Below are 14,088 nucleotides of genomic sequence, written 5' to 3' on the forward strand. Positions count from 1 at the left end.
CTTTCACATAAATGGAGACTGAAAGTGATGTCCAAGCGATTCGGCAACCTGCTGCTCAAGACCTCGGCCCTGGCGGTACTGGCCGCCCCCCTGAGTGCGCTGGCCGCAGCCCCCACCGACCCGATTGCAACCTTTGGTGTTCTCGGCGCCTACAACAAGTTCAAGCTCGAAGGCGGCAGCGAGTCCGATACCGACCGCATGGGTGAAGGCGGCCTGTTCTTCAACTTCGGCAACAAGCTCACCGCTGAATCCGGCTTCATCTACCAGGCCGGTGTCGACCTCAAGTACGGCGACCACAACGACACCAAGCTCAAGGAAGGCCAGGCCGACGTGGACCTGGGCTGGCGCGCCGCGATCGATGCGCGCAACTCGGTCGACCTGATCGTGGGCGGCGGCTACAACTGGTCGCGCTACGAGCTGGAATCCAACGGCTACGACATGAAGCTGACCGGTCGCACCCCCTTCGCCAAGGCCGCGCTGGGCTACAACCACCAGTTCGACGACATGACCCTGCGCCTGGAAGCCGGTGCACGCCGTTCGCTGGACAGCAAGGCCAAGCTGCATGTCGAAGACGTGGGCAACGACACCGTCGACCTCAAGGACCGTACCAACCCCTATGCCGAAGTCAGCCTGCTGATGAACCAGAAGGGCTCGATGCCGGTGATGGCCGGCCTGTACTACACCCGCACCGAGTACAAGCTGGACGAAGACTCGGAAGTGGCCGACAACATCAAGCTCAAGCGTGACGAGTTCGGCATCAAGGTCGGCCTTGCGTTCTAAGGGCTAGCGCCCGCGCTTGCGCGACACCACCGCCTCGATGTTCTTGCGCCCGATCAGCCTTGGCTGTTCGGGCGCAGTCATTTCACCCAGCCACTTGTACATCACCAGGCAGTCGACCAGGCCCAGGCGGGCATGCTGGTAGGCCCTGGGCAGGCGCCCGACGGTCTCGAAGCCCAGCGCGTGCCACAGCGCCACGGCCACCTCGTTGCTGGCCACCACCGAGTTGAACTGCATGGCCAGGAAGCCCTCGTTGCGTGCCAGGCGCTGGGAGTGCTCGCACATCAGCCGCGCCACGCCGCGCCCGCGGGCGGCCTCGGCGACCATGTAGCCGCAGTTGCTCACATGGCTGCCGGGGCCTGCGGCATTGGCCTTGAGGTAGTACGCGCCCAGCAACTGGCCCTCGTCCTCGACCACCAGCGTGTGCAGCGGCACCTCAAGCCACAGGTGCCGGGCCTGCTCCAGGCTCAGGTTCGGGTCGTAGGCGTAGGTCTCCCGCGCTGCGATCACGGCCTGGAAGGTGGGCCAGAAGCGGTCGAAATCGGCGGCGGTCATCGGGCGGATCTGCAGCATGGGAATCCTTGGCGGGCGAAGGGGGCGGGTGGGGCGCCATTCTAAGGGATTGCGCCCCGACCGGCGCAATCAACTGAACGCTGGCGCCGGGGTGGGCTCCAAATTCGACCACTGGTTGCGGATACCCAGACATGTCGAAAATCATCACCCAGCCCTTGCCCGTGCAATCGAGCGACGAAGACGACCCGTTGCTGTTCGGCTCGCCCAAGGAGCGCCTGGACTTCTACCGGCGCGAGATCCAGTACGAAACCAGCCTGCTGTCCAACCGGACCAACGCCTACCTCACGGCGCAGTCGTTCCTGGTGATCGCCTTTGCCTCGTCGATGGCCAACCTCAACCCCGAATGGGGCAAGCTGTTCACCCTGGTGGTGCCGTGCCTGATGGCGCTGCTTGGCATCGTCAGCTCGCTCAACGCCTGGCCGGGCATACGCGCGGCCTACCTGATCATCGATCACTGGCACTTCAAGCAGAGCAACCTGCTGCACAGCAAGCCGGCCATGGGCCTGGCCTACGACGAATCGCCGCTGTTCAACGAGCTGGAATCGAGCCACAAGGGCTTTTGCAAGTCGCTGCTGTTCTCCATGCGCACGCCCTGGCTGTTCATCGGCTTCTGGCTGCTGCTGGGCAGCTTCTGCCTGTACATCCAGTTCACCAACCCGGGTGGTTGAGGCCACCGTACAGGCCGGCTAGAGTGGCGGCTCATGCATTCACAGGGGAAGGGAACCCATGGAGTCGATCACCTTGCGCGCGGCCCGGGCCGGCGATGGGGCAGCGGTATTTGCGGTGACGCACCAGTCGATCACGCAATTGGCGGGTGGGCGCTATTCGGATGAGCAGCTGCGCGGCTGGATGGGCCAGCGAACCCATGAGGATTACGAGCGTTCCATTGCCAAGGGCTCGATGGTGGTGGCATGTCAGGGTGAGACGGTGGTCGGTTTTGTCGACGCTGAACCTGGCGAAGTCACGCGTCTGTTCGTGCTGCAGCAGGCGGCCGGCCAGCAACTGGGCAGCCGCCTGCTGGAGGCGGGCCTGGCCAAGGCCCGGGCGCCGGGCGTGGAGGTGATCAAGGTCGAGTCCACGCTCAATGCCGAGGGCTTCTATCAGCGTCACGGGTTTGTCGCCAAGGGGCGCGACTTCTTCTCCCACGGGGTGGGCGGCGACCCGATCGAGGTGGTGCTGATGGAGCGGCCTGCGCAGCCCTGAGCGCAGGCCCCGGGCCGGGTTACTCCCCGGCCTTGCCCACCGCATCCAGTGCGCGCGCCGAGTACACCAGGGCGGCGCCGGCGTTCATCGCCACGGCCACGCCCAGGGCCTCGGCGATTTCCTCACGGGTGGCGCCTTGCTTGACCGCCTGCGCCGAGTGCACCGCAATGCAGCCGTCGCAGCGGGTGGTCACCGCCACGGCCAGGGAGATCAGCTCGCGGGTCTTTGCGTCCAGGTGGTTGGTCTTGGCCCCGGCGCCGCTGGCGGTCATGTAGCCGTCGACCGTGCCGGGCGAGAGTTGCTTGAGGTCGCCGATACCGGCCATCAGCTGTTTGCGGTAGCCATCCCAGTCCATCATGCTCATCGTCTTCACCTTTTTGTGTTGCGACAAAATGAACAGTGAAGCTAGTTTTTTCGGCACTGGGGCGCCGTTGGTCGATGGTCGGGGTGGGGGCGTACTTTGGTAGGGGCCGTTTTGCCGCAAGGCCGGCCCCCACAGGCTCACGCGCCGCCGGCAGGAGCCGGCCTTGCCGGCGAAAGGGCCACCTCAGATATAGATGAACACCAGCAGCAACAGCGCCACCACTGCCCACTTCTCCAGGTAGTAGCGCAGCCGGTTGCGCTTCTTCAGCGCCTTGCCGCGCTCGCGGATCTTGTAGATGCGCGTGAACAGCCGGTTGATCCCGCCGGTCTTGTCGCCCGCATCGTTCGGCGCCGCAGCGGCGGCCATCACCTTGCGGCTGAACCAGCGGTTGAACGCCGTCGCCCAGCGGTACTTCAGCGGTCGCTCCACATCACAGAACAGGATGATGCGATTGTGCTCGGTGTGGTTGGCCGCGTAGTGGATGTAGGTTTCGTCGAACATCACCGCCTCGCCGTCGCGCCAGTGGTAGTTCTCGCCGTCGACGCAGATATAGCAGGCCTCGTCGTTGGGCGTGTCCAGCCCCAGGTGGTAGCGGTAGGAGCCGGCATACGGGTCACGATGGCGCACAAGTTTGGAGCCCGGCGGCAGGGTGGCGAACATCGCCGCCTTGACCGTGCCGATGCCCTGCAGCAGTTCGGTGGTGCGTGGGCACAGCTTCATGGCCGACGGGTGGCTTTCGCCGTACCACTTCAGGTAGAAGCGCTTCCAGCCGCTCTTGAAGAACGAGTTGAAGCCGACGTCGTCATGGCTCTGCGAACTCTTGATTTCGCCCACGTGCAGCAGTTGCTGGGCTTCGGCACGAATTTCCTGCCAGTTGTCCTGCAGCGGCTTGAGCTCGGGGAAGGCCTCCACCGGCAGGTAAGGCTTGGCCGGCAGCCGGGAGAACAGGTAGAGGAACACGTTGATCGGGGCCAGGAAGCTGGAGTGATCGCCCAGCTGGCGGGTGAGCTTGTGCCGCACGCGCCCGCGCAGGTGCACGTAGGCGATGGAGAAGACAAACAGTAGAACGAGAAAGATTTTCATGGTCGATTAACAGGTCGATGTGGCTATGCGCCATGGCATGAGCAGGCCAGCATAAACAATCAACCGCGTGCTTTGTACATATTGTTACGTTTTGGGGTGCCGACCTTTGGCTAGGTCGGCGGTCGTTCGGCAGGCATCAGGACGGTTGATGGCGCCACACCGGCTGGCCATGGGCATCCAGTGCCCAGTGCGCCAGCCCGGCCTGCAGGCGTACACCGCCTACCCAGCGTTCGGGGGCCGCCTGGTCCAGCCAGTAGGCGTCACCTGCCAGTACCCGCTGGCCCAGGGCCGTTAGGGTCAGGCTGCGTTGCGGCCAGGGCAGGTGAACGTCCGCTTCGAACAGCAACGGCGTGGGCGCATCGATCAGCGGGCGCATCAGCGCATGGAACATCTGGTCGCCCAGGTACGGCAGTGGCTCGCGCCTGCCCATGAGCTCTGCGAACACCCGGCCGAACGCCAGGCTGCCGGCTTCGGCGACGATGCCCAGGGCCAGGCGCTCGGTCAGCGACAGGCCGTCGGCCAGCCCCGGCAGTTCCTGCAACTGGCGCAGCAATGCCGGCGCCAGCAAGGGCAGTGCCGGGCTTGGCGCATGGGCCAGCTGCGCCCAGGCCAGTGGCGAGGGCGCGCAGTACGCCGCCCAGGCACGCCGGGCCAGCGCCAGCGCTGCCTCGTCCAGGCGCCGACGCTGGGGCCACAGCCAGGCCAGCAGGTCCGGCGCGAGCTGGCCGATGCCGATGAAACGCTGCACACCCGGCACCTGGCTGATCTCGATCAGTTCCAGGCACTCGGGCAACTGCTCGATGCCCGCCAGCACTCGGATCAGGAACAACTGGTCATAGGCATCCGCCTCGCACCACAGCACGGCATGCGGGCACCCGTCGAGCTGCGCCAGGGCGGCGTACTCCTCGGCACTGCGCCGCGCCACGTCGGCTTCTGGCATGCCGAACACGCGGCTGATGTAGTCGTTGCGCAGGGCGAGCAACGGTTGCGCCGGCAGTGCCGGTACCGGGCCCATGCACAGCGGGTCGATGAAGGTATGGAAGGCTCCCTTGAAACCGGCCAGGCGCAGGGTATGGGCGATGTCGTTGCCACACCGCCAATGCACGCTGCGGGCTTCGTCGTCGGCTTCGAAGCCGGGGTTGCGTGCGGCAAAGTCGATGGCGTCGACATGCGCCTTGAGCCTTGGCCAGCTGGCAAAGCCCAGCTCCTGCGCGATCAGCCACTGCGCATCGGCCAGGCGTGGGGCGCGGCTGTGGGGCAGGGGCTTGAAGTGCGCCGGCGCAGTGCCGGCCAGCAGGTGCCTGAGCAGGGTCTTGGCGCGTTTGCGCTGGTGTTCGAGGTTGATTCTGCCGTCATGGCAGATGTGCGGGGGCAGGGCGGCGAGCATACGATCTCCTGGGTCGGGCCTTGTCCGCTTGCAGGCCGGGAGTCGTATCGACGAATGAGGCTGTTCTGTACCGGGGCGTGGCCCTTTGCGCGGACGGCAGGCGCGGAGAACGCCAGGGCGTGACTATAGCGAAGCCCGCCGGCAGCGACAACGGGCAACCGGCGTGAGCGCACGATGCGGGAGAAATCGTGCCCTCGCCGTGCAGCAGGAGTACCCTGTCGCCTTCGCTCATTCTGGAACCCACTGGGCAAGGACCTTATGCCGATACTCCCTTCCAACAGCGATTTCATGCAACTGGCCCTGATCGAGGGGCGCCGTGCCTTGCCGGCGTGCCGGCCCAACCCGCCGGTGGGCTGCGTGATGGTCCGCGATCACCAGGTGATCAGCCAGGGCCACACCCAGCCGCCGGGGCAGCCCCATGCCGAGGCGATGGCGTTGGCGAAATTGCCGGAAGGGGGCCGGGGTGTGACAGCGTATGTGACCCTGGAGCCCTGTTCGTTCCAGGGGCGCACCCCGTCGTGTGCCCTGGCGTTGATCGACAAGGGGGTGGAGCGGGTGTTCGTCGGCATGCTCGACCCGGACCCGCGCAATGCCGGGGCCGGGGTTCGCCTGTTGCGCCAGGCCGGTGTCGAGGTGATCGTCGGGCTGCTGGCCGAAGAGGTCTCCAGGGACCTGCGCACCTACCTGCTGGCCGAGGCCTGAGGCGCCCCACCCACTCCAGCCGCCGGCCTTGCCGGCGAAGGCGCGCCCGCAACCTGGCATGCATAGCCTCATCGCTATGTATTTTTGTATATTGCGAAGGTCTTCCCCGAAGTGCCATCGCCATGTCCAGCATTCGTCAACGCAACCAGCAGCTGATTCTCGAGGCCGCCAGCGAGGAATTCGCCAGCAAGGGCTACAACGCCGCCCAGACCCGCGACATTGCGGCCCGCGCCGGCGTGCCCAAGGCCAACCTGTACTACTACTTCCAGACCAAGGAAAACCTCTACACCCGGGTGCTGATGGCCTTTCTGGAACCCTTGCTCGCGGCCTCCGCCGTGTTGCGCGCCAGCGATGACCCGCAGGTGGCGCTGCCGGCCTACATCCAGGCGCGCATCCGCATCGTGCGTGACCACCCGTACACCTCCAACGTGTTCAGCAGCGAGCTGCTGCACGGGGCCAAGCAACTGCCCGGGGTGTGCCGCGACCTGCTGCGCGCCGAGGCGCAGCTCAACGTGCACTGCCTGAACAGCTGGATCAAACGCGGCCTGATCGCCCCGGTCGACCCGCAACACCTGATGCTGTTCATCTGGTCGGCCACCCGCACCTACACCAATTTCGGCTGGCGCATGGCCCAGCTCACGGGCGTGCATGCGCCCCAGGGCGACGACTACGCGCTGGCGGCCGCCACCATCACCCGCCTGGTGCTGCAGGGCGCCACGCCTGGCATGCCGGCGCCGCGCCCCATGCGGCCGACCAACTAGAAACAATCCTGCATTTTTTTGTACACGAAACTGTATTAAAGATTTTTACCCCCCCAGCCGAAACAGCGGTGATAGCAAATTGCCAGAACTCACGCTGCACGGGTGACTGGCGCCTCATGCCCGGGGAGGGTGAAGCGCGCGATGAATATAAAAAACAAGCTGGTCCTTGCGTTTGTACTGGTGGCTTTCATCCCGGTGACGGTGGTCGCGGTGGTCAGCGTGATGAATATCCGCACCCAGGCGGTTGAACAGTTCATCGATGGCAGCACCCGGGAAATACGCCAGATCGACGGCAACATGCGCCAGTTCTTCGACGGGATGCAGCAGAACGTCGATCAGATGTCTGCCGATCCTGTATACAGCGCTGTGCAGACGCTCAAGGACTACCGCGCTGCCGACGCTGCCAGCCAGCCCCTGCCAGCGCCGGCCCAGGGGGTGATCGACGCCTTTGCACGCTTTGGCGCCACCCACCCGGCGGCGGCCATCCTGTCCATCGGCCTGGAAGACGGCACCTACGCCAAGTGGCCGGATGACCCGCAACTGGCCAACTACGACCCGCGCCAGCGCCCCTGGTACAAGGCCGCGATGGCCAGCCCCGGCAAGACCGTGCGCACCCCGGCCTACTACTACGACAAGGACGACGTGGCCCTGGTGGGCACCGCCCGGGCCATGCTCGACGGCGCCGGCAAGCCCCGCGGCGTGTTCGTGGTCAGCGTCTCGCTGAAGAACCTCACCGAACTGGTCAAGAGCATCAAGCTGGGTCAAAGCGGCTACGTGATGCTGATCGAGGACGGTGTGGTGCTGGTCGACCCGCGCGACGACGGGCACAGCTTCAAGCCGCTCAAGGACCTGGGCGAGCCCTACGCCAGGCTCGCGGCCACCGAACAGGGGGCTGCCGACGTCGAGATCGACGGGGTTCGCTACATGGCCAACGTATGGACCTCCCCAGGCCTGGGCTGGCGCTTCGTGGGCCTGATCGAGCAGCGCGAAGTGATGGGCGCCGCCACGCGCATGACCTACCTGGCCGGGATCATCGTGGTGGTGCTGGCGATCTTCTTCGCGCTGATCGGCGCCGCGTTCGCCCGGGTGATCGTCAAGCCCATCGGCCAGGTCAGCACGGGCCTGCAGTCGATCGCCGAGGGCGAGGGCGACCTGCGCCGCGACCTGGTTGTGCAGGGCAAGGACGAAACCGCCGAGCTGGCCGGCTGGTTCAACCGGTTTCTGGCGGCCATCCGCCAGTTGATCCAGCGCATCGGCGCAGCTTCCACCAACCTGCACGACGCCTCGCAGGTCAACAGCGAGGTGGCCACCAACATGAACCAGGCGGCCGGGCGCCAGCGTGAAGCGGTGGAGCTGGTTTCCACCGCATTCAACGAAATGGTCGCCACCGCCAACGAGGTAGCCCGCTCGTGCAGCAACGCCGCCGATTCCGCCGAAAGCGGGCATCGCCGGGTGGCCGAAGGCAAGCAGCAGATCGAGCTGACCACCGAGAACGTCAACCGCCTGGGCAACCGCCTGAGCGAGTCGTCCCAGGCCATGGTCGAGCTGGAGGAGGGCAGCCGCAGCATCAACCAGATCCTGGGCACCATTCGCGCCATCGCCGAGCAGACCAACCTGCTGGCGCTCAATGCCGCCATCGAGGCCGCCCGCGCCGGCGACCAGGGCCGCGGCTTTGCCGTGGTGGCGGACGAGGTGCGCGCGCTGGCCAAGCGCACCGCCGACTCCACCGGCGAAATCGACCAGTTGCTCGGTACCCTCGCCAGCAAGACCCAGGAGGTATCGCAGAAGATGCAAAGCTGCCAGGACCTGTCCCGGGCCAGTGTCACCTCCATCGAAAGCGCGCGCGACAGCTTCGAGGGCATCCAGCTGTCGGTCAACGAGATCCGCGACCAGAACCTGCAGATCTCGGCCGCCGCCGAGGAGCAGCACAGCGTGGCCGAGGAGATCAACCGGCATATCCAGCAGATCTACGACGAAGCGCGCCTGGTCGAAAGCCTGGCCAGCTCGGCGCAGGAGGACTCCGGACGACTGTCCACGCTGTCGGCCGAATTGAACGCACTGGTGGGCCGCTTCAAGTCCTGACCACCGACAACGTTACAATTAATGTCAATGTGATATCATGGCTTCACTGCCGCCGAGTGATCCCGCCGGCAGTGGAGCAAGCACTCATAAAGAACACTGCCCTCCCGCTTCACCGCCTTGCCTGCAGAACCTGACCGCGCCGCCTGTCCCGTCGCGGGTTGTACTTTTGCAGCCACAAGGAACACCCCATGCTTCTGCGCTCCCTCAACATTTCCCTGCGTGCCGGCCTCAGCTTCGCGCTGATTGCCCTGCTGGCGATGGCCCTTGGCGGCCTGTCGCTGCTGGAAATGCGTCGAATGAACGAACAGTCCAACCAGGTCGACCAGAACTGGCTGCCCTCGATTGTCGCGGCCAACGGCGTAGCGCTGACCAGCACCCAGATCCGCACCCTGACCCTGCGCCTGCTGGTACTGCGCGACGGCGACGACCTGCAGGACCTGATCACGCGTCTGCACCAGCTCGAAGCGCAGCTGGACACCCAGGAGGCGACCTATGCCGGGCTGATCACCCTGGCGCAGGAACAGGCCGCGTTCGCCCGCTACCAGCAGGCCAAGACGCGCTACCTTGCCGATCAGCACAAGGTCGTCCAATTACTGCAGCAGGGGCGCAAGGACGACGCCATCGCGCTGGTGGACGCCGGCCCGTACCTGACCAATGCCGACGGCATGCTCACCGACCTGCTCGAAATCATTGCGCTCAACGACAAGGGCGGGGAGCAGGCGGCCCAACGCAGCACCGAGGTATTCCATGGCGCCATCAGCCTGGTGCTGGCGATTCTGGCCGTGGTGCTGGCTTTGACCGTGGCGCTGGCAGTGCTGCTCACGCGCAGCATCGTGCGCCCGCTGGGCGAAGCCGTGGGCATTGCCCAGACCATCGCCGGTGGCGACCTGTGCGACGAGATCAGCATCAGCGGCAAGGATGAGCCGGCGCGTCTGCTGCTGGCGCTGCGCGACATGCAGGGCAGCCTGCGCGGCACGCTGCAGAAAATCGCCAGTTCCTCCAGCCAGCTGGCCTCGGCCGCCGAAGAGCTGCAGGCTGCCACCGACGACTCCAATCGCGCGCTGCAGCAGCAGAACGACGAAGTGGAGCAGGCGGCCACGGCGGTGAACGAGATGACGGCGGCCGTGGAGGAGGTGGCCCGCAACGCCGTGAGCACCTCCGAGGCTTCGCGCCAGACCGACGAGACCGCCCACCACGGCCGCGAGCAGGTGCAGCGCACCGTCGACTCCATCGGCCAGCTTACCGACGACGTGACCCACACCTGCGAGCAGGTCGAGCACCTGGCGGGCGATGTACGCAACATCGGCCAGGTGCTGGAAGTGATCCGCGCGATTGCCGAACAGACCAACCTGCTGGCCCTCAACGCCGCCATCGAGGCGGCCCGGGCCGGGGATGCCGGGCGGGGCTTCGCCGTGGTGGCCGACGAGGTTCGGGCGCTGGCGCACCGCACCCAGCAGTCCACCCAGGAGATCGAGACCATGATCGGGACCATCGAGCAGGGCACCGGCACGGCGGTCACGGCAATGCGCAACAGCAACCAGCGCGCCCACGCTACCCTGGAAGTGGCGCAGCTGTGCGGTCACGCCCTGGACGAGATCACCCAGGCCATCACCGGCATCAACGAGCGCAACCTGGTGATCGCCAGCGCCAGTGAGGAGCAGGCCCAGGTGGCCCGCGAGGTGGACCGCAACCTGGTCAACATCCGTGACCTGTCGATCCAGACCGCGGCCGGTGCACGCCAGAGCAATGCCGCCAGCCAGGCGCTGGCAGGCCTTGCGGTCGACCTCAACCTGCTGGTGACCCAGTTCAAGGTCTAGCAGTAGCCACCATCACGTAGCGCCCCCGGGTCCCCTGCCTTAGACTCAGGGGCTTGAACCCGGGGGACAACCGATGAACGAACCAGTACGCCTTACCCAGTACAGCCACGGCGCCGGCTGTGGCTGCAAGATTTCACCCAAGGTGCTCGAGGTGATCCTCGCCGGCAGCGGCGCGCAGAACCTCGACCCGCGCCTGTGGGTGGGCAACGCCTCGCGCGACGATGCGGCGGTGTATGCCATCGATGACGAGCGCGGCGTGGTCTCGACCACCGACTTCTTCATGCCCATCGTCGACGACCCCTTCGATTTCGGCCGCATTGCGGCCACCAACGCCATCAGCGACATCTACGCCATGGGCGGCGACCCGCTGATGGCCATCGCCATCCTGGGCTGGCCGGTCAACGTGCTGGCCCCGGAGATCGCCCGCGAGGTGATCCGCGGCGGGCGCGCGGTGTGCGATGCGGCCGGCATTCCCCTGGCCGGCGGGCATTCGATCGACGCCCCCGAGCCGATCTTCGGCCTGGCGGTCACCGGCATCGTCGACAAGCGCCACATCAAGCGCAACGACACCGCCACCGTCGGCTGCCAGCTGTACCTGACCAAGCCGCTGGGCATCGGCGTGCTCACCACGGCGGAGAAGAAGGGCCTGCTGCGCGCCGAAGACGTGGGCCTGGCGCGTGACCAGATGTGCACCCTCAACCGTATCGGCAGCCAGATTGCGCGCCTGGAGGGGGTCAAGGCCATGACCGACGTCACCGGCTTCGGCCTGCTCGGGCACCTGGTGGAAATGGCCGATGGCAGCGGCGTGACCGCGCGCCTGGAAGCGGCGCAGGTACCGCGCCTGGCCAGTGTCGAGCACTACATCGAGCAGGGTTGCGTACCCGGTGGCACGCTGCGCAACTTCGACAGCTATGGCGAGCGCATCGGCCCGTTGAGCGAGGCGCACAAGCTGTTGTTGTGCGACCCGCAGACCAGTGGCGGGCTGCTGGTGGCGGTGGCGCCCGAAGGGCAGGTGGCGTTTATCGAGCTGACGCAGGCACAGGGCCTGGCGCTGACGCCGATCGGCACGTTGGTGGCGCGCGGCACCCATGCGGTCGAGGTGTGTTGATGCACGACGACTGCACCGACTACCGTTCGATCTTTCTCGACGATGTGCCCCTGATGGATGTGCGCGCACCGGTCGAGTTCGACAAGGGCGCGTTCACCCACGCCAGCAATCTGCCGTTGATGAACGACGACGAGCGCCAGCAGGTGGGCACCTGCTACAAGCAGCATGGCCAGCAGGCGGCAATGGTGCTCGGGCACCAGCTGGTGTCCGGGGCGCTGCGCCAGGCCCGTATCCAGGCCTGGGCGCAGTTCGCCCGAGCCAACCCCGATGGCCTGCTGTACTGCTTTCGCGGTGGCCTGCGTTCGCAGATCACCCAGCAGTGGCTGCGCGATGAGGCCGGTATCCGCTACCGGCGCGTAGGCGGGGGCTACAAGGCCTTGCGCACGTTTCTGTTGGAGGTTGGCGACCAGGCCGTGGCGCAGTGCGATTTCGTGCTGCTGGGCGGCATGACCGGCACCGGCAAGACCGAGGCGCTGGCGCAGCTGGACAATGCGCTGGACCTGGAGCGGCACGCCAACCACCGTGGCTCCAGCTTCGGCCGGCATGCCACTGCGCAGCCGGCGCAGATCGGTTTTGAAAACACCCTGGCGGTGGACCTGCTGAAAAAGCGCAACGCCGGCATCGAGCAGTTCGTGCTCGAGGACGAGGGGCGCATGATCGGCAGCCGCGCGGTGCCGCTGGGCCTGTACCGGCGCATGCAGCAGGCGCCGCTGGTGTGGCTCGAAGACAGCCTGGAATGCCGCGTGCAACGAATCCTGCAGGACTATGTGATCGACCTGTGCGCCGAGTTCGTGCTGGCCCACGGGCCGGAGCAGGGCTTCGAACACTTTGCCGGGCGGCTGCGCGAGAGCCTGTCGGGCATTGTCCGGCGCCTGGGTGGCGAGCGTTACCAGCGCCTGGCGGCGGCGATGGACGCGGCGTTGCAGGTGCAGCGTGCGAGCGGCGCCGTGGAGCTGCACCGTGCGTGGATCGAGGGCCTGCTGAGCGAGTACTACGACCCGATGTACGCCTACCAGCGCGATGCCAAGGCGGCGCGGATCGAGTTCGCCGGCGATCGGGCCGCGGTGCTGGCCTACCTGCGCGAAAGGCGGCTGTAGGCATCTTTGCCGGTGCTGTGGGGGCGGTGCACGCCGGCCCTAGAGCACCAGCAGCGCAACCAGCCCGCTGAGCACCCCCACCAGCATCGTCAGCAGCGCAACCCACACCAGTACCCGCGTATCGAAGGAGGTGCGCAGCATCAGCAGTGACGGCAGGCTCACGCTGGGCAAGGTCATCAGCAATGCCACCGCCGGCGCGGTGCCCAGCCCCAGGGCCATCAGCGTCTGCACGATCGGGATTTCCGCCGCCGTCGGGATCACGAACAGCGTGCCGACCACCGCCAGCGGTACCAGCCACACCAGCCCTGAACCCATGCCGCCCTCGACATGCGGAAACAGCCATACCCGCGCCGCGCCCAGTACCAGCACGGCCAGCACATAGATCGGGATGGTGGTCCAGAACAGCTGCCACAGGGTTTTCATCCAGCGTGCCAGCAGGCTGCCGGGCACCGGGGTACTGGCCACATTGGCCGCGTCCACCGCGGGTTCGGGCAGTACGTCCGGGCGCGAGATGCGCTGGGCGAACAGCGACACCCCCACCACCAGTACCACACCCGCCACCAGGCGCAGGGCACTGAACTCCCAGCCCAGCACGAAGCCCATGAACACCAGCGTGGCCGGGTTGAGCACCGGGTTGGCGATCCAGAACGCCAGCGCCGCGCCTACCGACACATTCTGCCGACGCAGCCCGGCAGCCACCGGTGCCGCGCAGCAACTGCACATCATGCCCGGCAGGGCGAACAGGCCGCCACGCAGGGTCGAGCCCAGCCCGGCCTTGCCGAACAGGCGCAGCAGCCAGTCCCGCGGTATCAGCACCTGAACCAGCGAGCCGAGGATCACCGCCAGCAGCGCCGCCTTCCAGATGGCCAGGAAATACACCTGGGCATACGCCAGCGCTGCCGTCAGCGGTGCGTACTGGTGATCGTCCAGGATCGAGGCGCCGATGCTGTGGCTGTCGGCGGCAACAAACGACTTGGCGTAGTAGGGCGACCATTTCACGTAGTACAGGCCGATGGCGGCCACCAGCAGGAACGCCAGCGGTTTGCACCACTGCGTCCAGCCACGGGGGGCGGAAGTAGACAGGCCAGGCATGGTGCAACTCCAGGCAAGGGGGCGTTCAGGCAAGAATAGCCG

13 protein-coding genes and 3 pseudogenes are annotated in these 14,088 nt (G+C 66.4%); 11 read left to right on the forward strand and 5 right to left on the reverse strand.

What is annotated here, in order from left to right:
- Window positions 1-27: 27 nt before the first annotated feature.
- Entirely contained in the window at window positions 28-780 is a 753-nt protein-coding gene (locus KH389_RS11875; RefSeq protein ID WP_043863947.1) for an outer membrane beta-barrel protein, read from the forward strand.
- 3 nt (window positions 781-783) lie between these two features.
- On the opposite strand, the gene KH389_RS11880 is transcribed toward KH389_RS11875, so the two are convergent.
- Window positions 784-1,350, reverse strand: coding sequence for a GNAT family N-acetyltransferase (locus KH389_RS11880; RefSeq protein WP_043863946.1), 567 nt, complete (start codon window positions 1,348-1,350; stop codon window positions 784-786).
- Between the two features lie 131 nt (window positions 1,351-1,481).
- Here KH389_RS11880 and KH389_RS11885 point away from each other — a divergent pair, with 131 nt between their 5' ends.
- Together KH389_RS11885 and KH389_RS11890 are read left to right on the forward strand one after the other, a co-directional pair.
- Window positions 1,482-2,018, forward strand: a complete 537-nt coding sequence (locus tag KH389_RS11885; protein ID WP_043860251.1) for a hypothetical protein — start codon at window positions 1,482-1,484, stop codon at window positions 2,016-2,018.
- A gap of 58 nt (window positions 2,019-2,076) precedes the next feature.
- Complete coding sequence (locus KH389_RS11890) at window positions 2,077-2,553, forward strand: GNAT family N-acetyltransferase (RefSeq protein WP_043860250.1); 477 nt, start codon at window positions 2,077-2,079, stop codon at window positions 2,551-2,553.
- A gap of 19 nt (window positions 2,554-2,572) precedes the next feature.
- On the opposite strand, the gene KH389_RS11895 is transcribed toward KH389_RS11890, so the two are convergent.
- The 3 genes from KH389_RS11895 to KH389_RS11905 all read right to left on the reverse strand — a co-directional run bounded on the left by KH389_RS11895 (window position 2,573) and on the right by KH389_RS11905 (window position 5,387).
- Complete coding sequence (locus tag KH389_RS11895; RefSeq protein WP_078481264.1) at window positions 2,573-2,917, reverse strand: carboxymuconolactone decarboxylase family protein; 345 nt, start codon at window positions 2,915-2,917, stop codon at window positions 2,573-2,575.
- A 183-nt stretch (window positions 2,918-3,100) separates the two neighbouring features.
- Window positions 3,101-4,000 (reverse strand): lipid A hydroxylase LpxO, encoded by a 900-nt coding sequence (lpxO, locus tag KH389_RS11900; RefSeq protein WP_043860248.1) that lies wholly within the window; start codon window positions 3,998-4,000, stop codon window positions 3,101-3,103.
- Between the two features lie 136 nt (window positions 4,001-4,136).
- Entirely contained in the window at window positions 4,137-5,387 is a 1,251-nt protein-coding gene (locus KH389_RS11905) for a DUF1835 domain-containing protein (protein WP_054914405.1), read from the reverse strand.
- Window positions 5,388-5,645: 258 nt separating this feature from the next.
- Between KH389_RS11905 and KH389_RS11910 the strand changes: the two genes are divergently transcribed.
- The 8 genes and pseudogenes from KH389_RS11910 to mnmH all read left to right on the forward strand — a co-directional run bounded on the left by KH389_RS11910 (window position 5,646) and on the right by mnmH (window position 12,954).
- Window positions 5,646-6,089, forward strand: coding sequence for a bifunctional diaminohydroxyphosphoribosylaminopyrimidine deaminase/5-amino-6-(5-phosphoribosylamino)uracil reductase RibD (locus tag KH389_RS11910; protein ID WP_043860246.1), 444 nt, complete (start codon window positions 5,646-5,648; stop codon window positions 6,087-6,089).
- A gap of 122 nt (window positions 6,090-6,211) precedes the next feature.
- A complete protein-coding gene (locus KH389_RS11915) occupies window positions 6,212-6,850 on the forward strand; it encodes a TetR/AcrR family transcriptional regulator (protein ID WP_043860245.1) in 639 nt (212 codons plus the stop codon).
- A gap of 222 nt (window positions 6,851-7,072) precedes the next feature.
- A pseudogene (locus tag KH389_RS27745) lies at window positions 7,073-8,077 on the forward strand (cache domain-containing protein); the annotation flags it as partial.
- An 87-nt stretch (window positions 8,078-8,164) separates the two neighbouring features.
- Window positions 8,165-8,932, forward strand: a complete 768-nt coding sequence (locus tag KH389_RS27750; protein WP_370409269.1) for a methyl-accepting chemotaxis protein — start codon at window positions 8,165-8,167, stop codon at window positions 8,930-8,932.
- A gap of 257 nt (window positions 8,933-9,189) precedes the next feature.
- Window positions 9,190-9,843 (forward strand): annotated as a pseudogene (locus KH389_RS27755) (MCP four helix bundle domain-containing protein); the annotation flags it as partial.
- Window positions 9,844-10,149: 306 nt separating this feature from the next.
- Window positions 10,150-10,749, forward strand: a pseudogene (locus KH389_RS27760) (methyl-accepting chemotaxis protein); the annotation flags it as partial.
- A 73-nt stretch (window positions 10,750-10,822) separates the two neighbouring features.
- Entirely contained in the window at window positions 10,823-11,857 is a 1,035-nt protein-coding gene (gene selD / locus KH389_RS11930) for a selenide, water dikinase SelD (RefSeq protein WP_078481260.1), read from the forward strand.
- The gene (gene mnmH / locus KH389_RS11935; protein ID WP_054914408.1) at window positions 11,857-12,954 is read left to right on the forward strand and encodes a tRNA 2-selenouridine(34) synthase MnmH; all 1,098 of its coding nucleotides are present in this window, start codon (window positions 11,857-11,859) and stop codon (window positions 12,952-12,954) included. The genes selD and mnmH overlap by 1 nt, the downstream gene beginning before the upstream one ends.
- Window positions 12,955-12,993: 39 nt before the next feature.
- Here mnmH and KH389_RS11940 read toward each other — a convergent pair whose 3' ends face one another.
- Window positions 12,994-14,046, reverse strand: a complete 1,053-nt coding sequence (locus KH389_RS11940) for a permease (RefSeq protein WP_054914409.1) — start codon at window positions 14,044-14,046, stop codon at window positions 12,994-12,996.
- Between the last annotated feature and the right edge of the window lie 42 nt (window positions 14,047-14,088).

This window comes from Pseudomonas qingdaonensis (assembly GCF_018398475.1).
In the GTDB taxonomy this organism is placed as follows: Bacteria; Pseudomonadota; Gammaproteobacteria; order Pseudomonadales; family Pseudomonadaceae; genus Aquipseudomonas; species Aquipseudomonas palmensis.